Raw genomic sequence first — 20,299 nt, 5'->3', positions numbered from 1 at the left:
ACCCGGTCAGAAAACCTGGAGCGACCCCCACAGTGCCACCACCGCGACGGCCAGACAGGACGGCACGGCGAGCAGACCGAGCCGGGTGAACTCCCCGAGGTCCACGTCGTGCTCGTGCTGGTGCACGATCCGCCGCCACAGCAGCGTGGCCAGCGACCCGGCGTAGGTCAGATTGGGGCCGATGTTCACGCCGAGCAGCACGGCCAGCACCGCGCCCGGCCCGGCCGGCGCGGCCGGCGGCAGCAGCACCAGCACCGCGGGCAGGTTGTTGATCAGGTTCGCCAGGACGGCGGCCAGCGCGGCGAGGCCCAGCAGGGCGGGCAGTCCCGTGCCGCCGGGCACCACATGCCCGAGCACGCCGGCGAGCCCGTTGTCGACGACCGCCCGCACCACCACGCCCAGCGCGAGCACGAACGCGAGGAACGACGGGGCGGCGGCCCGTACCACGGTCAGCGGGGTCGCCCTGCGCCGCACCAGCGCACGCCCCGCGAGCACCAGCGCGCCCGCCGCCGCGACCCAGGCCGGCTCCACGCCGAACGCGGACGCCACCACGAACCCCGCCAGCGTGCAGCCGACCGTCACCAGCGCGAACAGCGGCAGCCGCGGCGCGGCACCGGGCTCCCCGCCGGGCGGTGCCGCCGCCGCGAGGTCACGGGCGAAGAACCGCCGGAACACCGCGTACTCGGCGCCGATCGCCACCAGCCACGGCAGCGCCATCAGGACCGCGAACCGGGTGAAGCTCAGCCCGCTCGCCGCGAACGCCAGCAGGTTCGTCAGATTGGACACCGGCAGCAGCAGGGACGCCGTGTTCGACAGGTGCGTGCAGGCGTAGACATGCGGTTTGGGCCGTACGCCGGTCCGCGCGGCGGTGGCGAACACCACTGGGGTCAGCAGCACGATCGTGGCGTCCAGGCTGAGCACGGCGGTGATGGCGGAGGCCAGCGCGAACACAGCCGTCAGCAGCCGCACCGGACGGCCCCGCGCCCACCGCGCCATCCACGCCCCGCACGCCTGGAACAGCCCCTCCACGTCGCAGAAGTGGGCGAGCACCAGCACGGCCGCCAGAAACCCGACAACCGGACCCAGCCGTTCCGCCTCGGCCCTGGCGTGGTCGAGCGAGATCGCCCCGGTGGCCACCGCGACACCGGCGGCGGGCACGGCCATGGCCGCCTCCGGCCACCCGAAGGGCCGTACGACGGCCCAGGCGAGGACGGCGACGAGCAGGACGGCGGACAGGGCCTCGGCGAGCGGGGTGTTCAGAGCGGGTCCTTCCGGAACGGATCAACCGGTGCCCGCCCATGAAAACAGACCCCGCCCGTCACAGCAGACGACGCCGCACGGCGCTACGACGCCTTGCTGCCCGCCGTGCCCAGGAACTCCGCCCAGCCGCCCGCCGGGGCCTGCCCCGGCACCAGCGTGCGCAGCTTGCGCAGCACCGCCGGGTCCTGAGCCTCCAGCCAGTGCACGAGCTGCTTGAACGACACGAACCGCACGTCGTCGCCGTACGCGGCCATCTTCCCGATGGCCTCCTCGACGGCGTCCATGTAGATGCCGCCGTTCCAGCGCTCGAAGTGGTTGCCGATGAAGAAGGGGGCGCGGTTGGTCGTGTACGCCCGCTCGAAACCGGCGACATAGGCGTCGCGGGCCTGGGTGCGCCAGGCGTCGTACTGGGCGCGGTCGCCGTTCGGGTTGCCGCCCGACTGGTTGAACATCATGTTGTAGTCCATCGACAGCACCTGGAAGCTGTGCCCGGGGAACGGGATGGACTGCAGCGGGAAGTCCCAGATCTTCCCGCCCTGCACCTTGCCCGGCCAGATCTGCAGGCCGCCGGGGGAGCTGGCGTCGTACTTCCAGCCGAGCGCGGCGGCGGTGGGCAGCAGGCCGGCCTGGCCCTCCAGGCAGGGGGTGCGGCCGCCCGTCAGCTCCTTGCGGTAGTCGAAGGGGAGCGGCTCCAGGTCGGTGAAACCGGTGTTGGTCTTCCAGTGGGTGACGAAGTCGACGGCCTGGTCGATCTCGCTGCGCCACTCGGCCGGGGACCAGTTGCGCACGCCGGTCGCGCCGCAGAAGTGGCCGTTGAAGTGGGTGCCGATCTCGTGGCCCTCCAGCCAGGCCGCGCGGACCTGCTGGAGGGTGGCGTGGATGTGCCGGTCGGCGAGATAGCCGATGGCGGACGCGCCGACCGGGTGCTGCGGCGGGCGGTACAGGTGCTTCTTGGACTCGGGCAGCGTGTAGATGCCGCTGAGGAAGAACGTCATCTTCGCGCCGTGGTCGGCGGCGACCTTGCGGAACCGGGAGAACAGCTTGTTGCTCAGTTCGCCCGCGCCGTCCCAGGAGAACACGACGAACTGCGGGGGCTTCTGCCCCGGCTTCAGCCGGTCGGGCGTCGGCTGGTGCGGCTGGGGGCCGGTGTCGGCCGTGGAGCCGTCGCCGATCGGCTTCACCGGCCGCGCCTGGGCGGTGCCCTTGCCGTCCGCCGGGCCGCCCACCGAGAGGCCGGTGCCGGAGGAGCACGCGGCCAGCGTGCCCAGGGCGCCCGCCGCCGCACCCGCCGTCAGCACCCGCCTGCGCGATATCCCGCTCATCTTCTCCCCGAATTCCTTCATCACGGCCCCGCGGGGCCGCCTCGCCGGTGTGGTCGACGGGTTCGATGACGGGCGCCGGGGGAAAGATCGCGAGCTATGGCCCCTGTTGCGGTCCTGTGACAGTTGTGGCGCGAGCATGACGAACCCCGCTGCCCGGGGAGTGCGGCAGCGGGGTTCCCGGTGTGTGCGGGGAACGGGTCAGGGAGCAGTGCCGGGGCTGAACACCGACAGGAAGACCGACGAGGAGTTCCCGGAGACGGGCACCGCTCCGCCCGTCCACGCGACCTTCAGCGAGTCGCGCTCGTCCGGCGGGGTGACCAGCAGCGCGGCCGGGGTGGCCGTCCTGGCGCCGCTGACGCCGGGGTTGGAGAAGGTCAGCCCGGCCCAGGCGCTCTGCCCCGGCCTGAGCGTGATCGTCGCCGGAGAGCCCGGCTCACGCTTGGGGTCCGCGCCGAGCTGCGTGCCTGAGGCGCTGACGAACGCTGCGCCCGGGTAGCCGCGCACGGTGCAGGTCCGGCCGGACTTGTTGGTGAGGACGACCGGGAAGTTCTCCTGGCCTGCGCCCGGGTCGTTGCGGCCCACCGAGGCGCGCAGTTCGGAGGTGTGGCAGCGGGCGCTCGTCACCGCCGCGGTCGTACCGCCGCCGCCCGCCGAGGGGGTCGTCCTCTTCTGCGCGGAGGGCGAGACGGCGCCGCTGGGCGCGGCGGACGGGGCGGACGGGGTGGTCCCCGGGGTCTTCGTGGTGCCCGTCGCCGGCGCCGCCGTACCGGAGGCCGTGATCGGCGGGCTGGTGTGGACGTCCTTGCCGTTGCCGCAGGCGGTCAGGAGGCCCAGCACGGCGACCGTGCCCACGAGCAGGGCCCCGTGCCGCGCGGACCGGGGTGTGTTCACCATGTCGCTCAACACTCCTGGATGGTCACGGCACGCGACGGACCGCGTGCCTCATGGCGCCGAGTGCGCCGTCCACACACCTCCGATGCGCGCGACGCGGGAAAAGTTCGGCACACACAGGGATTCCCTTCCCCGCCGCGGCCCTCCGCAGCCGCCCGTCAGGACACGCTCAACGAACGGAGTATGCCCTCGGTCGCGTCGCCGTCGCCCCGCTGGCGCACCTGCACGTACACCTGCGGCCGCGCGGCGCCGTCCGCCGGGCCCAGCGCGGACTCGGTGACCGAGCCGCCGTCCGGGCAGCCGCTCCAGGCCCGCACCATGCCGTGCCATGCGGCGTCGGAGAAGGTACGGCTGCCGGAGTAGCGGCAGCCGGTGTGGGTGAGGGCCTTCACCCGCGCGGTGACGTCGCCGTGCTCACTCAGGCCGACGAACACGCCGTCCACCGCCGCGCCCAGATCGGGCCACCGGCTCAGGTCGTCGGCGACCACCAGGCCCGGTTCGTGGCCCTTGGCGAGCCCCAGCGCCCCCGGGTCCCAGCCCGAGTCGCGCACCTCGCGGCCGAAACCCGCCGGCACCTCGACCGCCACCCGCCCGGTCGAGTCCGTCACCCGCACCCGGACCGGGGCGCCGCCGGGGCGGATCAGGACGGTCACCACCGCCGCGGCCACCACCGCGGCGGTGACCGCGGCCAGCGACAGCGTCAGCGCGTTCAGCCGGCCGCGCACACCGTCCAGCCGCCGGGAGGGCCGGAGCGCCGGCGCCCCCGCGGCCAGCCGGTCCAGCTCGTCCGCGAACGCCTGCGCGCCCGGCCAGCGGCGCGCCCGGTCCGGCTCCAGCGCCCGCAGCAGCGCCCGCTCCACGGCCTCACCGAGGTCCGGCCGCAGCCGCCGCGGCGGTACGACCCTGCCGGGCGGTCCCGGCACGCTCCCGGTGACCAGCTCGTAGCCCACCGCGCCCAGGCTGTAGACGTCGGCCCGCTCGTCGATGCCCTCGCCCGGCTCGGCCTGCTCCGGCGGCTGATAGCCCGCCGAGCCCGCGGCCAGGGTGAGCACCGAGGCCTGCGCGAGGCTCTTGGCGAGCCCCAGGTCGGCGAGCAGCACGCGCCGGGTGCCGTCCGGGGCGGTGTGCAGCAGCACGTTGGTCGGCTTGATGTCCCGGTGCACGATCCCCGCCTCGTGCAGCGCGGCGGCGGCCCGCGCGGCCTCCGCCGTCAGCGCCAGCGCGTGCCCCACCGGCAGCGGGCCGCCGGCCAGCAGGTCGGCGAGGGTGCCGCCGGCCGCGTACTCCATCACGAAGTACGGCCTGCCGTCGGGAAGTTCACCGATGTCGTAGACCTGTACCACGCGGCTGGAGCCGGCCCGGCGCAGCAGCCGGGCCTCGGACAGGAAGCGGTCCCGGATGTCGAGCCGGTGCGCCCAGTTGTCGGCGAGGACCTTCACCGCGACCGGCGCCTGGAGCTCGTCGTCGTGGGCGAGCCACACCGTGGCGAAGGCGCCGGTGCCCAGCGGCCGTTCGAGGCGGTAGCGGCCGATCCGCCCTGGGGAGTGCATGGGACTATCATGCCTGGCCTGAGATCGACTCGAAGGGGGACCCGGGTGCTGGACCAGGCGCCGACGGAAGACCTCGCCCGGCGGGCCGCCGCCGGCGACAGCGCGGCCCTGGACCGGCTGCTCACCGACATCCGGCCCGAGGTGGTGCGCCGCTGCGGGCGCTTCCTGCCGTGCCGCGAGGACGCCGAGGAGGCCGCGCAGGACGTGCTGCTCCAGGTGGCCCGGCACATCGCCCGCTTCGAGGGACGCAGCCGCTTCAGCACCTGGCTGTACACGGTGGTCGCCAACTGCTGCCGGCAGAAGTACCGCGAGCTGAAGCGGCGGGCCGCCGAGCAGCCGGCCGCCATCGAGCCCTCGTACGCCGTCGACCCGCGCACCACCAGCGTCATCGCGGGCTCCCGGGTGGACCTGCTGGAGGCGCTGGACCGGCTGGAGCGCACCCATCCGCACCTGGTCGCGCCGCTGGTCTACCGGGACATCTGCCAGCTGGACTACGCCGAGGTCGCCGAACGCGTCGGCATCCCCCTCGGCACCCTGAAGTCCCGCCTGCACGAGGCCCGCAAGCAGGTACGCCCCTGGCTGACGGGCGGCTGAGCGGTCCGGGACCGCCGGGCCCGGCCCTCCTGGAGCCGCGCCGCCGCCCCTACCGTTCCGCCTCGAACAGCGGCAGCTCGGCCCAGATCGTCTTGCCCTCGGTGGTGTGCCGGCTGCCCCAGCGCTGGGTGAGCTGGGCGACCAGGAGCAGCCCGCGGCCGCCCTCGTCGAAGACCTTGGCGCGGCGCAGATGCGGGGCGGTGTGACTGGTGTCGGACACCTCGCAGATCAGCGTGGCCGCGTCGTGGATCAGCCGCAGCCGGATGGGGTGCGAGCCGTACCGGATGGCGTTGGTGACCAGTTCGCTGACCACCAGCTCCGCCGTGAACGCGGCCTCGCTCAGCCCCCAGCCGTCCAGCTGCTGCACGACCTGCTTGCGGATCGGCGCGACCAGCGCCGGGTCGGCCGGGATGTCCCAGGTGGCCACCTGCGCGGCGGGCACCCCCTGGGTGCGGGCGAGCAGCAGTGCCACGTCGTCCACGGAGCCGCCCGCCGGCAGCAGGGCGCCCAGGACGCGGTCGCAGGTCTGGTCCAGGGAGTCCGCCGCGGTGCCGAGCGCGTCGTACAGCATCTCCCGGCCGGTCTCCGGGTCCCGGTCCCGGGCCCACACCAGCCCGTCCGTGTACAGCGCGAGGACGGTGCCCTCGGGCAGCTCCACCTCGGTGGACTCGAAGGGCAGTCCGCCGAGGCCCAGCGGGGGACCGGCGGGCACGTCGAGCGCCTGGGGCGCGCCGCCCGGCCGCAGCACCACGGGCGGCGGATGCCCGGCGCGGGCCACGGTGCAGCGCCGTGACACCGGGTCGTAGACGGCGTACAGGCAGGTCGCGCCGACCTCGCCGGGGCCCGCGTCCATGCCCGACTCCTCCGAGAGGCGGACCACCAGGTCGTCCAGGTGCGTGAGCAGTTCGTCCGGGGCGAGGTCGATGTCGGCGAGGGTGCGGACGGCCGTCCGCAGCCGGCCCATCGTGGCCGACGCCTCGACGCCGTGCCCGACGACGTCCCCGACGACCATCGCGACCCGCATCCCGGACAGCGGGATCACGTCGAACCAGTCGCCGCCCACCCCGGCCCGCGCGGCCGGAAGATAGCGGGAGGAGGCCTCCAGGGCGACCGTGCGGGGGAGTGTGCGGGGCAGCAGGCTGCGCTGGAGGGCGAGCGCGGTCTCCCGTTCCCGGGAGTAGCGGCGGGCGTTGTCGATGCACACGGCGGCCCGGGTGGTGATCTCCTCGGCGAGCATCCGGTCGTCCACGGTGAAGGAGTCGGGACGGCGGTGGCGGGTGAGCACCGCGACTCCGAGGGTGAGCCCGCGGGCCAGGATGGGAACCGACATCGAGGAGTGGATGCCGAACCGGCGCACCTGCTCGGCCCGTACGTCGTTCCAGGTGAGCCAGGGCTCCATGTCGCCCGCGGCCACCGAGGCGAGGATCGGGTGCCCTGCGGTCAGCGCGTCGGCCTGGGGCGAGCCGGCCGGGTACTCCTCGGTCTGCCCGGGCTTCACCACCGCCTCCGGCACCCCGTCCAGGACCGAGTGGTGGGCGGCCCGGCGCAGGGTGACCGGCGCCCTGAGGCGGGCCGGGGGCTCGCCGCCGTGGTCCTGCGGGTCCAGCAGGTCGATGGTGACGAAGTCGGCGAGGGCGGGCACGCACACCTCCGCCAGCTCCTGCGCCGTACGGGTCACGTCCAGCGTGCTGCCGACGCGCACGCTCGCCTCGTTCACCAGCTGCAGCCGCTGCCGGGCCCGGAGGCTGTCGGTGACGTCGTGCGCGGCCACGGCCACCCCGCGCACCCGCCCCTGGGCGTCCCGGACCGGGGTCATCCGGGCGAGCCAGGCATGCGCGCGGTTGTCGCCGGCGGTGTGCATGCGGGTCTGGATGTCCAGCGGGCTGCCGGTGGCCAGCACCTGGAGCATGCCCTGCTCCAGTTCGTCGCTCTGCGGCTCGCCGCCGATCTCCGCGAGCCGCAGCCCGCGCAGGCGCTCCTCGGGCAGGCCGACCACCTCGGCCATCGCGTCGTTCATCCGGCGCAGCCGCAGCTCGGCGTCGTACACGGCGACCGCGCACGGCGACTGGATCAGGCCCGCCTCGGCGAGCGGATCGTCGTCCGCGGGCGGCCGCGCGCCGGTGAGCGGGGTGACCACGAGCCAGTTGCCGCCCTGTCCGTCGGGCGCCGGCCGGCGGTGGGCGAGCAGCCAGACCGGGACCGTACGGCCGTCGCGGTGGCGCAGTCCGACCGTGCCCTGCCAGCGCCGGCCGGTGGGCGGGGCCGGGGTGTCCTCACCGGCCAGGAGCCGGGCGGCGGGGCGGCCCAGCACGGTGTCCGCCGGGTGGCCGAGCAGGCGTGTGGCGCCTTCGTTCCACTCGACCAGCGTTCCGTCCTCGTCGATGACAGCCCGGGCCGTCGCCGCGTCGTCGAACGGATAGCCCCGGCTCATCGTCGCCGCTCCCAAGCGCACACTCACAGTGAACAGGTGGCACCTCTCGTGTTCCAGCGTAGTGCTTCGGGGACTGCTGCGAACCTCGTCCTGCGCCCGCCCGGCCCGCTTCCGGCGCTCCCGGGCGCCTCGGCCGGCGTGCGCCTGACCGGCCGGTCGAACACGGTCAAGGGGGAGATCCGGACGATGTGCCCGCCGGAGCGGTCACGGCGTTCCGGACCCTTGACGACCGCGTGTGGCAGCCCGTCAGAATCTGTTGGTTCACGATCAGTTACGAGCACTTCTGGGCCCTGGCGAGAGAGAGCCGCCATGACGGTCACGCGCCGATCGGTCTCGCCGCCGCCACCGCGCCCCCTGCGGCCGGAGCGCTGCCGAACATCACCGCCGCCCCGGCCGCCGACGCCGCCGAGGCGTCCGCGGACTCCGGCGCTGGAAGGCGCCCTTCGAGCCCGGGGAGCTGAAGGCGGTGGCCCGGCGGGACGGGAAGCCGTCGCCGCCGACGTCCTGCGTACGGCCGGCCCCGCGCACGCCGTACGCCTCACCGCCGACCGTACATCCCTCCCCGCCGACGGCCGTTCGCTCGTCTTCGTCACCGCCGAGATCGTCGACGCGCACGGCACCGTGGTGCCCGACGCCGAGCGTCCACCGGTGCGCGACGCCGCCCGCACCCCGGCCCGTGTTCCGGCCCGAGCATCCGGGGCCCGTGGACCACCCGCACGCGGACGCGCGGTACTCCGGACGCCCGGACACCCTGCCCGCCGCCATGCTCGTCGCCGGTCCCTGCCGTACCGCCGAGTCTCCTGCGTCGCGCGCCCGGCGACCGGCGGGAATCGGACCTGGCTCTCGGCGCCCGCAGGTACCGGTTGAAAGGGCATCTGACCTGGCGGTATTTACGGGTGAGTACCCGCGCGGTACCGTGAGGGGCATGCCAGCTCTCAACGTGGAGTTCAGCGACCGGGAACTCGAGGACCTGCGGCAGATCGCCAAGGAGCGCGGTACGTCGATGAAGGCCCTCGTGCGCGAGGCCGCGGCCGCGGACATAGCCCGGCACCGGGCCCTGCAGGAGGGCGCCGCGGCCTTCCGCCAGTTCTTCGCCGCCCACGCCGAGGAGTTCGCCGCGGCCTTCCCCGACGACGAGCCCCCCGCGAAGGACGAGGCCGCCTGACGCATGCCCTCCGTCATCCACATCGACGTCCCCTGGCTGCTCCAGCGCCACGAGGAGGTCCTGCCCGACCAGCCCGCGGTCGACGACTTCTCCGCGCTGGTCGCCGCCGTCGCCCGGCACCGCGTGGATCCACCGCGGCTGGGCGTGGACTCCGACCCCGCCTGGCGGGCCGCCGCCCTGCTGCACACCCTCGCCGTGCTCAAGCCGCTGCCCGCCGCCAACGCCCGCTTCGCCTGCGCGACCGCCGTGGCCTACATGTTCGTCAGCGGCGTCGGCATCGACCCGCCGTACGGCGCTCTGGTCGACCTCACCCGCGATCTGATGTCCGGCAAGACCGACGTGTACGGCGCCGCCGACCGGCTGCGCTCCTGGCAGATCTGAGCCGGCGCGCGCGGCGCCCGTCCCGCTCCGGCCGGCGGGGGAAGCCGCCGGAGCCGCCGGCCGGAGCAGGGCGGGGCGGGCCGCCGGCCGAGGGCGGGAGGAACAGGGCCGGCAGCCGCGTGCGCGCGGAGAGCCTGCCCCGGCTCTCGTTCCTCGCTCGAGCCGGGGACCTCCACCGCGCGCGGGGCCTTTCCGAGGAGGCCGGGCCCCAGTCCACTACCGGGCCGCACCACCCGGAAGCGTGCGTGTGCCCGCCGCCGCGGGCGCGCGCTTCACACGGGGCGCATGACAACGCCGAAAGCCCCTGCACAGCGGCGGGCGGCGGCCCGCTTTCTGACGTTCCTTCAAAACCGGCGAGGCCGACGTGCGCCTTGTTGCTCGTGTGGAAGTTGTGCAAGGGTTGAAAGGACCGTGCGGGGGGTAAAGTCCGGGATTCTTCCGGCAGTTGCGGAACGTCACCGGCAGGGGCGCCGGCCCATTTTCCTCCCCGCGCGTCGCAGAGATACGCATCAACGCACGTCGCACCAAAGGAATCCGCTCAGTGCCCACCCCCCACCCCCCTCGTCCTCCCTATCCGCCGCCCGGCGGCGACCCCGGGGAGTCCGACGAGTCCCTCGCCGGTCCGCTGCGGGCCGGTTCCGACGCGGAGGCCTCCCGGTCCACCGCCCTGCTGATGGCCCGGCACTGGCAGCCCGCGCACGACTACGCGGTCGTCTGCCTCGCCCTGACCGGGCCGCTCGCGCACATGGTCACCGCCACCGCCTTCCACCAGGTCCTCGGGCGGCTCGCGCTCGGCGAGGGAGCCGACGCGCTGCGGCCCCGGCTGCTCGTCGCGGTCCGGGACACGGTCGTCAACTGGTCCGGCACCGACCGGATCACCGCCGTACTGCCCGGACTCGGGAAACCCGCCGGGGGCCGCGGCATGCGCGCGGCGAAGACCCTGATACCGGAAAACCGCGTGCTCTCCGACCACTCGTTCCACGCCCTTCCCCGTCTGGAACAGGCGCTGCTGTGGCACATCGAGGTCGAGGCCGAGCCGATAACCGTTCCCGCCGCGCTCCTCGGCCTGGACGTCGAGAGCGCGGCGGCCGCCCTGGAACAGGCGCGGGAGAAATTCCGGGAGGGCCTGGTACGCGCTCACCGGGAACTCGCGCCGGGCAAGGAATGCCGCTACTTCAACCGCCTGCTGGACGTCCCGATCCGCCGCGGCGGCGCCCTGCTGCCCGACGTCCAGGAGCATCTCTCCGGCTGCGCCTACTGCCGGCACGCCGCCGAGCAACTCGGCCACGCCGACGCCGCGCCCGGTGTGCTGCTCGCCGAGGCCGTCCTCGGCTGGGGCGCCCGCCGCTACCTCGACTCACGCCCCGGCCGCCGGCCCGGCGCCGCCCGCAGCCGCGGCGGCTCCCGGCGGTCCGGCGGACGCCGGCGCGGTGGCGGCAAGCCCGGCCTGCTCGCCCGCGCCGCCGCCCTGCCCGGCACCCGCCGGCGCGCCGAACCCGGCCCGAGGGGCCCGTTGTCCCGCGGCCGGCGACACGGCGGCGACCCCGGACCGCCCGGTGCCGGCTGGTCGTCGAGGACGCTGCTCACCGGTGCCGGCTGGTCGTCCAGGACGCTGCTCACCGGCGTCGGCGTGGCCTCGGCCGGACTGCTGGCCACCGTCCTGGTGATCAGCGTGTGGCCGGACGGCGGCGACGGCACCGGTCCGGTCGCCTCCACCAGCGCCGCTCCCGGCACCGCGGCCGGGCAGTCCCCGCCCGCGACCGCCACCGCGCCCGGCACCGCGGCGCTGCCCGCCGCCGGCCGCCCCACCCGGCTGCGCAACGCCGGCGCCGACCTGTGCCTGGACATCAAGGGCACCCCGAAGGCCGGGGCGGAGGCGGTCCTCGCCGTCTGCTCGACCGCGTCCACCCAGCAGTGGACGTACGAGCCCGACGGGCGCCTGCGCAGCGCGGCGGACTCGGGGCTCTGCCTGGACTCGCACGCCGACGCCGGCGTGGTGATCGTCGGCACCTGCGCCGGCGCCGGCTCTCGGCGGGCCGGCGACGTGCGCTACGACCCCACGGCCCAGGGCGAGTTGCTGCCCCGCTGGGACAAGACCCTCGCGCTGGCCACGTCCGCCGACACCGCGGGCGCCGACCTCGTCGTCAAGGTGCGCGACGGCTCCGCCGACCAGCGCTGGCTGCCCGACGCACCGTCGGCGACCCCGGGCTCCCTGTCGATCGCCGGCACACAGGCGCCCCGCAAGAGCGCGAGGCCGTATCAGGCGTGGGCCCACCGCGGCGTGACAGCGACCGGCCACGAGGCCGCAGGAGACGCCTGACGGCCGCCGCGGCCCCCTGCGGAGCGGGCGGCACCCGGCGGAGCGCTCACCAGGCACTCGGCTGGAGCGCCCGCCCGCACCGCGCGGAGCCCTCGGCGGCAGTCGGTGGAGAGCCTCTCGGAGCGTCCGGGCGTGTCCGGTCGAGGGGCCGCGCACGACCGGTAGAGGGCCGGCCGTACTCGTGGGCTCGTCCGCCCGCGTCCTGCGGAGGGCTGTGGAGCGCCCGCCGGCACCGCGTGGAGCCTCCAGCGGCGCTCCGTGGGTGCCTGCCGAAGCGTCCGCCCGTCTTGCGCGGAGCTCTCGGCGGCAGTCGGTGGAAAGCCTCTCGGAGCGTCCGGGCGCGTCCGGTGGAGGGCCAGCCGTACTCGTGGGCCTATCCGCTCGCGTCCTGCGGAGGGCTGTGGAGCGCCCGCCGGCACCGCGTGGAGCCTCCAGCGGCGCTCCGTGGGCGCCTGCCGAAGCGTCCGCCCGTCTTGCGCGGAGCCCCCGGCCACACCCGGTGGGGAGCCTGCCGGAGCGCTCGGCCGCGCCCGGAGGAGCACTCGGTTGCCCTCGTGGGGCGGCCCGTCCGTGCCCCGTCGAGGGCCGTGGAGTGCTCACCGGCACCCCGCGCACCGGCCCCCACCGGGCCGAGCGCTCACCGGCACCCGGCGGAGCGGTCACCGGCCCCCGCGCACCCGCCCCCACCGGGCCGAGCGCTCACCGGCACCGCGTAGAGCGCTCACCCGCACCCAGTGGAGCGCTCACCGGCACCCTCGGAGCGCTCACCGGCACCCGCGGAGCGGTCAGCGGCACTCGGTCGGCCCATCGGCGGACCACCCGGCACTCGGCCAAGAGCCCGCCGGAACCGGTCAGTTCGGGTCCTCCGTCAAGTCCGCCCGGGACACTGTTCCCGGGCCCGTGTGGCCGGACAGAGCCAGTGTCAGGTCCAGCTCCGCCAGCACGCAGCGGACGACGTGCTCCACGCCGGCCTGGCCGTCCAGCCCGAGCCCGTAGACGTACGGGCGGCCGAGGAGCACCGCCTGTGCGCCGAGGGCCAGTGCCTTGAACGCGTCGTCGCCGGTGCGTACCCCGCTGTCGAACAGCACCGTCAGCCGGTCGCCGACCGCGTCGGCGACCCGGGGCAGCGCGTCGGCTGCGGCGATCGAGCCCGCCACCTGCCGGCCGCCGTGGTTGGAGACGACCACGCCGTCCACCCCGGCGTCGGCGGCGAGCCGGGCGTCGTCCGGGTGCAGGACGCCCTTGAGCACGATCGGGCCGTCCCAGTGCTCGCGCAGGAACGCCAGGTCCGGCCAGGTGTGTCCGGGGTCGCCGAAGAGGCCGAGGAAGTGCAGCACCGCCGCGTTCGGGTCCTCGTGCACGGGCTTGGCGAGCCCGGCCCGGAACGCCGGGTCGGTGAAGTAGTTGGCGGTGCCCACCCCGTGCAGGAACGGCAGATACGCCTGGTCCAGGTCGCGCGGCCGCCACGCCAGCAGCGGGGTGTCCAGGGTGACCACGAGCACCGAGAACCCGGCGGCCTTCGCCCGGCCCAGGAAACTCCGCGTCACCTCGCGGTCCTTGCCCCAGTACAGCTGGAACCACCGCTCGGCGTCGCCCATCGCCTCCGCCACCTGCTCCATCGGCGTGCTCGACGCCGACGACAGGATGAACGGCACGCCCTGCGCCGCGGCGGCCCGGGCGGCGGCGGACTCGGCGTCCGGATGCATGATCGACAGCACGCCGACAGGCGCCAGGGCCAGCGGCGCCGGCAGCGCCCTGCCGAGCACCTCGACCGACAGATCGCGCTCGGACACGTCACGCAGCATGCGCGGCACGATCCGGCGGCGGGCGAGCGCCGCCCGGTTGGCACGGGCGGTGCTGCCGTCGCCCGCGCTTCCCGCCACATAGCCCACCGGGCCCGGACCGAGCCGGTGTTCGGCCAGTTCCTCCAGCCGGGACGGATCGGTGGGCAGCCGCGGCACGGCACCCGTCATCCCGTTCAGATAGATCTCGTACTGGAAATCGGCCCAGTGCTTCGCCATCCGTACGTCCCGCCTCTCCTCGTCGGGCCTGCGCCGCGCCGACGATACCCGCCGGTAGGCGCGGCTCCGCCCCGCGCCTCGTGCCGCATCCCCGCGGAGCCGCCCCGGTCCCCCATGGAGTCCGGGTGGCGTCTTTGTGGACGTTCATGAACGCCAGGAGTCGTGGAGGCATCGTGAAAGGTTTCAGCGGAAGTGAACCCGGAATGTTTCAGGCCGATTAACGGGCCGGTGATTTTCGGCCATGTGACCGCTTTCCGCGATCAAGTCCCGCTCAGTTCCGGGGTCGACGCGCTCGATTTCCGTGACTTCACGCCACTGATTCAACACGCAATGTTACTGAAACCCATGGGTTCGATGTGAGTTTCGGCGGCGGACTCGGCAGAGTGGCGCTCGCCGCTCCGGCGCCCACCGGTTCGGAGCCGGCACTCATCGATCCGAGCGGAAGGATGCACACAATGCGGAACACCGCGCGCTGGGCAGCGGCCCTCGGCCTCACGGCCGCCGCCGTTTGCGGACCCCTGACCGGGGCCGCCGTCGCTGCACCGGGCGCCGCCCCGTCGTCGCTCTACGCCCCCTCGGCGCTGGTCCTCACCACCGGCCACGGCAGCGACGCGGCCACGGCCACCCCGGAGCGCGCCGTCACCCTGAGCTGCGCCCCCACGCCCTCCGGCACCCACCTGGCCGCGGCCCAGGCCTGCGCCGAACTGAACGGCGCCGGCGGCGACCTGAACGCCCTGAAGCCGGCCGGCGACGTGTGGTGCACCAAGCTGTACGACCCGGTCGTCGTCACCGTCCAGGGCGTCTGGCAGGGCAAACGCGTCTCGTACGAGCGCACCTTCGGCAACGCCTGCGTGCGCGACTCCGTGGGCGGCGGCGTCTTCAACTTCTAGGGAGTCGTCCAGGACCGGGATCGCACGGACCCCGCACACGCCGGAACAGGTCCGCAACCGGGGAGTGCGGCCCCTGGAGCGGGGAACCTGCGATCTCGCACCGGAGCCGACGGGCGGAGTGGGGCCGCCCGCCGGCCTCCGGGCACACAGCCGCTCCCCGGGCGGGCCCGTGGGGGGCCTTGTCCCGGGGAGCGGCGTGAAACAACCGGCTCGTGAAACGGGCTGGTGAACAACCGATTTCAAGCGCCGTTCCTGGTTCTGCGCCGGTGACTGGTGTCGCACCACGGATAGCGGCGACTGCGCCCACAGGTGCACAGCGCGACCCGGAAACGGTCCGAGGACACCGTGGTGCCGTCTTCCAGCTCGACCTCCACCGGCCCCTCGACCAGGAGCGGGCCCTGCCGCCGGAGACTGATCCGGCTGGCATGTTCAGTACGTTCGTTCGGCACGGACGACCACCAACTCCTCCGTTCGCGCGGCAGGTTCCAGCAGGCCGCGCCGGCGCAGCCAGTCCTCCCGCGAGCGCAGCACGGGACCGAAGGGGATCCACCGGCGCCGTTCCACCGCGGCCTTCAGGCCCGCGTCACGCAGCAGCTGCAGGGTGCGGTCGGGGTCGCTGAGCGCGGAGTGCACGATCAGCAGCACGCCTCCCGGGCGCAGCAGCGCGGGCGCGTCCCGGCAGATCCGGTCCAGCAGCAGCCGCCCGTCCCGGCCCGCGTCCCAGGCCCGGGACCGGCCGCGCGGCCCGTGCCGGGCGTCGGGTGCGGGCACGTACGGCGGGTTGGCGAGGATGAGGTCGAACGTGCGGCCCCGGACCGGCCCGAAGAGGTTTCCGCGCCGGATGCGCACCGGCAGCCGGGACAGCCAGGCGTTCGCCCGCACCGTCCACACCGCGCGCCGGGACACGTCCACCGCGGTCACCTCGGCGCCGTGCCGTGCGGCCTCCAGCGCCAGCGCGCCGCTGCCGGCGCCGACGTCCAGGACCTGGCTGCCGGGCGCCGGGGCCTCCGCGCGGAGGGCCTCGGTCAGCAGCTCGGTGTCCTCCTGGGGGGCGTACACGCCCGGAAGGATCAAAGCGATCACGCGGCGCGAGTACCCCGGCATTCAGGATGTATGGGAGGTTTCCCGCGTGAGCGGGGGGAGCGGGGTGCGCAGGGACGAGCGCCCGGCGCGCCAGTCGGCGAGCAGCCGCCGCGCCAGCCGGCCCTCCAGGAACTCGGTCGCGTCGATCCCGAACGCCACGTCCGCCGCCAGTTCCGGCTCCTCGGCGAGCAGCCCGCCGATCACCTCGTGGCGTACGACCTGCTCGTGGACCGCGTCCGCCTCGACATGCTCGTCGTAGAAGAACTCCGCGGCCGGCCCGGCGCCGGTGCGGCGCATCGCCTCGGCGAGCCGGCGGGAACCTGGCGAGGAGGTGATCTCCACCTCGGCGAAATGGCCCACCAGGGCGCCGCGCAGCTCGCGGTGCAGGCCGAGCAGGGACATGAGGTTGACGACGGCCAGCATCTCGGCGGGCGCCGCGTCCAGGTAGCGGCCGTAGGCGGTGTCCAGGCCCAGGTCCGCCATCAGCGCCGCGAACAGGCGCGCGTGCACGCGCTCGGCCCGGCCGCCGCCGAACTCGTCGTACTCCACCGCCGCCATCGCCGCCTTCGCCCGGCCCCACAGCCGGGGCAGCACCCAGGCGTGCGGGTCGGCCTCCTTCAGGTGGTACAGGGAGCGCTGCGCCGCGTACTCGCGCAGCTGCCACAGCTCGCCCTCGGCGGACAGGAAATGGGTGACCCCGCTGCCGTCGACCGGTTCGACCAGCAGCGCGCCGAGCGCGTCGTCGAGGCTGTCGTGCCCGGGTGTGTCGCTCCGCAGCGCGGACAGGAATCGGCGCTCCAGGGCGGCCCGGACCCGCAGCAGCTCAGGATCCCACTCCAGCGCCGGGTCGACCCCGGCGAAGCCGCGGTAGTGCAGCTCGTAGCAGAGGTACAGGGCGAGCTGAGGATCGTCGCCGTAGGGGTCCGCCGCCTCGGCCTCGGCGGGGCGGGGGAGGGGGCCGGTCCCGCGCAGATACGCGGTGACGGCGGCGGACAGGGGGCCTCGGGGCGTGGGCAGCCGGGGGCCGCGTGCGTGGCTGTTCATGGGGTCCGGGTACCCGCGCGGCCCCGTCGGGGCACAGGTGGGCGTCAGGGGCCTCGGGGGCGGCTCGGGGAGGGCTCGGCCGTCCCTGCGTGCGGCAGGCGCGGCTGACTCCCCGGCCGGACCCTCAGTCCTCGCTCGCCTGCTCCTGGGCGTCGGTGTTGGGTGTGATGGCGTCCCCGGCCTTGCCGCCGGTGTCGTCCTCGTCTCGCTGCTCGGCCTCCTCGACCTCCCGGAGGACTTCCTCCAGGGCCGTGTCGAACTGTTCCTTGCGGGCCTTCTCGTCGTTTTCCTCACCGGGCATGGCCTGTCCTCCCGCCGCCGGTCATCTGATCATCTGAGTTACCCGCCGGCCGGCGTCTCAACCGCCCTGCCAGGGAGTGCGCCGCGGCCGCCGGCCCGGCACCGTCCGCCGGCGGCGCCCGTAGGCCGCACCGTGCCGCCGCACCAGCCCCGCCTCCCCGGACCAGCGAACGAACGCCCAGGTCGGAGCCGTAGGCTCCGACGGCGTGGACGAACGGCAGCGGCCGGGCGGCAGCCGCCGGAGGCGGGGGCGCCGAGCGCTGCCGCCGTCCTGCGCACACCCCCACCATGACAGGCCGAGGGGCCGCCGTCTCCCCTGCCGACGGCGGCCCCCCGGGCCCGGTGGTGTCCGGTGGTCACCCGGCGCCCGTCACATGTGGACGACGGGTGCGGCTCCCGCGTCCTGCCGGGACACCCCGCGCCGGTAGAGCAGGAAGGCGAGCACCGCGCCGGCGGCGAAGAAGCCGGCCGACCACCAGAAGGCGGTCGTGTAGCTCTCGATGGTCGCCTGGGCCTGCACCAGCCTGCTGGTGGCGTCCCGGCCGGACAGGTAGTCCGTGGCGGCGCTCGCCGCGAGCGTGTTCAGCAGGGCCGTGCCGATCGAACCGCCCACCTGCTGCATGGCGTTGACGGTGGCCGAGGCCACGCCTGCGTCCTCGGCGGCCACTCCGCCGGTGGCCAGCTGCATGGCCGGCGGCATGACCAGGCCGAGGCCGACGCCGGTCACGATCAGCTGGGGCAGCACGGCGCTCGCGTAGTGCGAGCCCACGCCGATGCCGGTCAGCCAGGCCATGCCGGCCATCGCGACGGCGAAGCCGAGCGGGATGACCGTCTTCGGGCCGAGGCGCGGCAGCAGGACCGTGGTCCCGACCTGGGCGGTCACCATCAGCGCGCCCACCATCGGCAGGAAGGCCACACCGGTCTTCGTGGGGCTGAAGCCCAGGTTGAGCTGGAGGTAGTAGGTCAGGAAGAGGAACACGCCGAACATGCCGGCGCCGGTGATCAGCACCGCGAGGAAGGAGGCGGCGCGGTCGCGGTCGAGCAGGATGCGCAGCGGCAGCAGCGGGTGCGCGGCCCGGGTCTGCCACCAGGAGAAGGCCGCCAGCAGCACCCCGCCCGCGATCAGGAAGCCCCAGGTCAGCGGCGAGTCCCAGTCGTGCGTCTCGGCGTTGGAGAAGCCGTAGACCAGCGAGAACAGGCCGGCGGCGACGAGCACCGTGCCCGGCACGTCCAGCCTGGCGTGCTCCGCGTCCCGGTGGTTGCCCAGCAGGACCCAGCCGCCCGCGAAGGCGACGACCGCGATGGCCACGTTGACGTACAGCGTCCAGCGCCAGTCGAGCGCGTCGGTCAGCACACCGCCGAGGAGCAGCCCCACGGCGCCGCCGGCACCGGCGATCGCGCCGTACACGCTGAAGGCGCGGGCCCGCTCCCGGGCGTCGGTGAACGTGGTGTTCAGCAGCGACAGCGCGGCGGGCGCGAGCAGCGCTCCGAAGGCGCCCTGGAGGGCGCGGGCGACGACCAGCATGGCGAAGCCGTTCGCGGCGCCGCCGAGCGCGGAGGCCGCGGCGAAGCCGACGACGCCGGCGAGGAAGGCGGGCTTGCGCCCGAACAGGTCGGCGATCCGGCCGCCGAGCAGCAGCAGGGACGCGAAGGCGAGGGCGTACGCGGTCACGACCCACTGCCGGTTGCCGTCGGAGAACCCGAGGTCGTGCTGCGCGGACGGCAGCGCGATGTTCACGATCGTGGCGTCGAGGACGACCATCAGCTGGGCGACCGCGATGACCGCGAGGATCCACCACCGCTTCGGCGAGGCCGCCGCGGCTGCGTGATCTACGGCCGCGGCCCCCGCTCGGGAGCTGTCGGACAGGGTCTTCTGGGGCATGCGGAACCACTCCGGTGAAGTCGTTCGGGATGACGGGGCGAACAGCTCGTAAACGAAACTGTTTCGTACAGTTCGAGCCTACGCGAGCATCAGCGAAACGGCAACGTTTCTTTATTCCGGCGGTTGCGGTCCTCGACGCGTGAAGGTCCTCCGCGAGGCGGCTCGCGGTCCCCTTCGGGCACTTCGGCACGCGTTCGGCGGGGTTCCGCCGTGCGGGGTGTTTCAGTGTGTGGCGCCCTGGATACACCGCGAGGGTTCGGCCCCGGAGCTCGCGAGCCCGTGCAGACACGTCGCAGTGAGGTCGTCACCATGTCTCATGCCCCGCTTCCCACAGGACCGTCGAACCGCACCGGGCCGATCGCGACGTCCGTCCCCCGGACGGAATCCGCGCCCGGATCCGCGAGGACCCCGACGGGCCGGAGCGGCACCGCCCTGGTGACGGGCGCCTCCTCGGGCATCGGCGCCGTGATCGCCCGACGGCTGGCCGCCGAGGGAGGCTGGCGGCTGGTGCTGAACGGACGCGACGTCACCCGTCTGGAGCAGGTGGCCGCCCAGATCGACGCCCTCGCCGTGCCGGCGGACCTGACCCGGCCGGGCGCCGAGCGGCTGCTGACCGACGCGGTCCTCGACCACGCCGAACGCCTCGACCTGCTGGTGGCGAGCGCAGGTGTGGGCTGGGCCGGTGACTTCGCCGGCATGCCGCACGCCCGCATCGACGAGATCGTCGGCGTCGACCTGCTGGCCACCATCCACCTGGTGCGCGCCCTGCTGCCGCACATGGTCGCGGCCGGCACGGGCCGCATCGTGCTCATCGGATCCGTCGCCGGCAGCGTCGCCGTGCGCGGCGAGGCCGTGTACTCGGCCGCCAAGGCCGCCCTGGCCGCCTTCGCCGACGCCCTCAGGTACGAGGTGCGGCCCACCGGGGTGGGTGTCAGCCTCGTCATCCCCGGCGCGGTCGACACGCCCTTCTTCGCGCGCCGCGGCGCCCCCTACACCAGGAACTGGCCGCGGCCGGTGCCGCCCGAGCGGGTGGCGGACGCGGTCTGCGCCGCCGTCCGGCAGGGCAAGGACGAGGTGTACGTCCCCGGCTGGCTGCGCTACCCCGCCCTGGTGCGCGGGGCCGCGCCCGGGCTGTACCGGCGGCTCGCCGCCCGCTTCGGGTGAG

17 protein-coding genes and 1 pseudogene are annotated in these 20,299 nt (G+C 74.6%); 7 read left to right on the top strand and 11 right to left on the bottom strand.

Annotated features, from left to right (window positions below):
* Positions 1-6 precede the first annotated feature (6 nt).
* The 4 genes from OG956_RS03140 to OG956_RS03125 all read right to left on the bottom strand — a co-directional run bounded on the left by OG956_RS03140 (position 7) and on the right by OG956_RS03125 (position 5,023).
* The gene (locus tag OG956_RS03140) at positions 7-1,164 is read right to left on the bottom strand and encodes an SLC13 family permease (protein ID WP_443065523.1); all 1,158 of its coding nucleotides are present in this window, start codon (positions 1,162-1,164) and stop codon (positions 7-9) included.
* Positions 1,165-1,343: 179 nt separating this feature from the next.
* Complete coding sequence (locus OG956_RS03135) at positions 1,344-2,582, bottom strand: hypothetical protein (protein WP_330336376.1); 1,239 nt, start codon at positions 2,580-2,582, stop codon at positions 1,344-1,346.
* 198 nt (positions 2,583-2,780) lie between these two features.
* Positions 2,781-3,476, bottom strand: coding sequence for a DUF4232 domain-containing protein (locus tag OG956_RS03130; RefSeq protein ID WP_330336375.1), 696 nt, complete (start codon positions 3,474-3,476; stop codon positions 2,781-2,783).
* Between the two features lie 155 nt (positions 3,477-3,631).
* Positions 3,632-5,023 (bottom strand): serine/threonine-protein kinase, encoded by a 1,392-nt coding sequence (locus OG956_RS03125; RefSeq protein WP_330336374.1) that lies wholly within the window; start codon positions 5,021-5,023, stop codon positions 3,632-3,634.
* A gap of 45 nt (positions 5,024-5,068) precedes the next feature.
* On the opposite strand from OG956_RS03125, the gene OG956_RS03120 reads away from it, so the two are divergent.
* Positions 5,069-5,617, top strand: coding sequence for an RNA polymerase sigma factor (locus OG956_RS03120; RefSeq protein ID WP_330336373.1), 549 nt, complete (start codon positions 5,069-5,071; stop codon positions 5,615-5,617).
* A 49-nt stretch (positions 5,618-5,666) separates the two neighbouring features.
* Here OG956_RS03120 and OG956_RS03115 read toward each other — a convergent pair whose 3' ends face one another.
* The gene (locus OG956_RS03115) at positions 5,667-8,048 is read right to left on the bottom strand and encodes a SpoIIE family protein phosphatase (protein ID WP_330336372.1); all 2,382 of its coding nucleotides are present in this window, start codon (positions 8,046-8,048) and stop codon (positions 5,667-5,669) included.
* 430 nt (positions 8,049-8,478) lie between these two features.
* Here OG956_RS03115 and OG956_RS03110 point away from each other — a divergent pair.
* The 4 genes and pseudogenes from OG956_RS03110 to OG956_RS03095 all read left to right on the top strand — a co-directional run.
* Positions 8,479-8,829, top strand: a pseudogene (locus OG956_RS03110) (DUF4982 domain-containing protein); the annotation flags it as partial.
* A gap of 144 nt (positions 8,830-8,973) precedes the next feature.
* Positions 8,974-9,213 carry a hypothetical protein gene (locus OG956_RS03105; protein ID WP_330336371.1) on the top strand — a complete coding sequence of 80 codons (240 nt, stop codon included), beginning with the start codon at positions 8,974-8,976 and terminating at the stop codon, positions 9,211-9,213.
* A gap of 3 nt (positions 9,214-9,216) precedes the next feature.
* The gene (locus OG956_RS03100; protein ID WP_330336370.1) at positions 9,217-9,594 is read left to right on the top strand and encodes a toxin Doc; all 378 of its coding nucleotides are present in this window, start codon (positions 9,217-9,219) and stop codon (positions 9,592-9,594) included.
* 541 nt (positions 9,595-10,135) lie between these two features.
* The gene (locus OG956_RS03095) at positions 10,136-11,914 is read left to right on the top strand and encodes an RICIN domain-containing protein (RefSeq protein WP_330336369.1); all 1,779 of its coding nucleotides are present in this window, start codon (positions 10,136-10,138) and stop codon (positions 11,912-11,914) included.
* An 851-nt stretch (positions 11,915-12,765) separates the two neighbouring features.
* Here the strand turns inward: OG956_RS03095 and OG956_RS03090 are convergent.
* Positions 12,766-13,935: a lactate 2-monooxygenase gene (locus OG956_RS03090; protein WP_330336368.1), complete on the bottom strand. Its 1,170-nt coding sequence runs from the start codon at positions 13,933-13,935 to the stop codon at positions 12,766-12,768.
* A gap of 455 nt (positions 13,936-14,390) precedes the next feature.
* Between OG956_RS03090 and OG956_RS03085 the strand changes: the two genes are divergently transcribed.
* A complete protein-coding gene (locus tag OG956_RS03085) occupies positions 14,391-14,825 on the top strand; it encodes a subtilase-type protease inhibitor (protein WP_330336367.1) in 435 nt (144 codons plus the stop codon).
* 239 nt (positions 14,826-15,064) lie between these two features.
* Here OG956_RS03085 and OG956_RS03080 read toward each other — a convergent pair whose 3' ends face one another.
* The 5 genes from OG956_RS03080 to OG956_RS03060 form a co-directional block, all read right to left on the bottom strand.
* A complete protein-coding gene (locus tag OG956_RS03080; RefSeq protein WP_330336366.1) occupies positions 15,065-15,274 on the bottom strand; it encodes a CDGSH iron-sulfur domain-containing protein in 210 nt (69 codons plus the stop codon).
* The gene (locus OG956_RS03075; protein ID WP_330336365.1) at positions 15,255-15,929 is read right to left on the bottom strand and encodes a HemK2/MTQ2 family protein methyltransferase; all 675 of its coding nucleotides are present in this window, start codon (positions 15,927-15,929) and stop codon (positions 15,255-15,257) included. Before OG956_RS03075 ends, OG956_RS03080 begins: the two co-directional genes overlap by 20 nt.
* A complete protein-coding gene (locus OG956_RS03070; protein WP_330336364.1) occupies positions 15,930-16,952 on the bottom strand; it encodes an iron-containing redox enzyme family protein in 1,023 nt (340 codons plus the stop codon).
* 124 nt (positions 16,953-17,076) lie between these two features.
* Positions 17,077-17,253: a hypothetical protein gene (locus OG956_RS03065; protein ID WP_330336363.1), complete on the bottom strand. Its 177-nt coding sequence runs from the start codon at positions 17,251-17,253 to the stop codon at positions 17,077-17,079.
* Positions 17,254-17,622: 369 nt separating this feature from the next.
* On the bottom strand, positions 17,623-19,134 hold the full coding sequence (locus tag OG956_RS03060) for an MFS transporter (protein ID WP_330336362.1): 1,512 nt from the start codon (positions 19,132-19,134) through the stop codon (positions 17,623-17,625).
* Between the two features lie 309 nt (positions 19,135-19,443).
* Here OG956_RS03060 and OG956_RS03055 point away from each other — a divergent pair, with 309 nt between their 5' ends.
* Positions 19,444-20,298 (top strand): SDR family NAD(P)-dependent oxidoreductase, encoded by an 855-nt coding sequence (locus OG956_RS03055; RefSeq protein ID WP_330336361.1) that lies wholly within the window; start codon positions 19,444-19,446, stop codon positions 20,296-20,298.
* Position 20,299: the final 1 nt, after the last annotated feature.

This window comes from Streptomyces sp. NBC_00557 (assembly GCF_036345995.1).
Classification (GTDB): Bacteria; Actinomycetota; Actinomycetes; order Streptomycetales; family Streptomycetaceae; genus Streptomyces.
The sequence above is the reverse complement of the archived record's forward strand: the minus strand, read 5'-3'. Positions and strand labels throughout refer to the sequence as shown.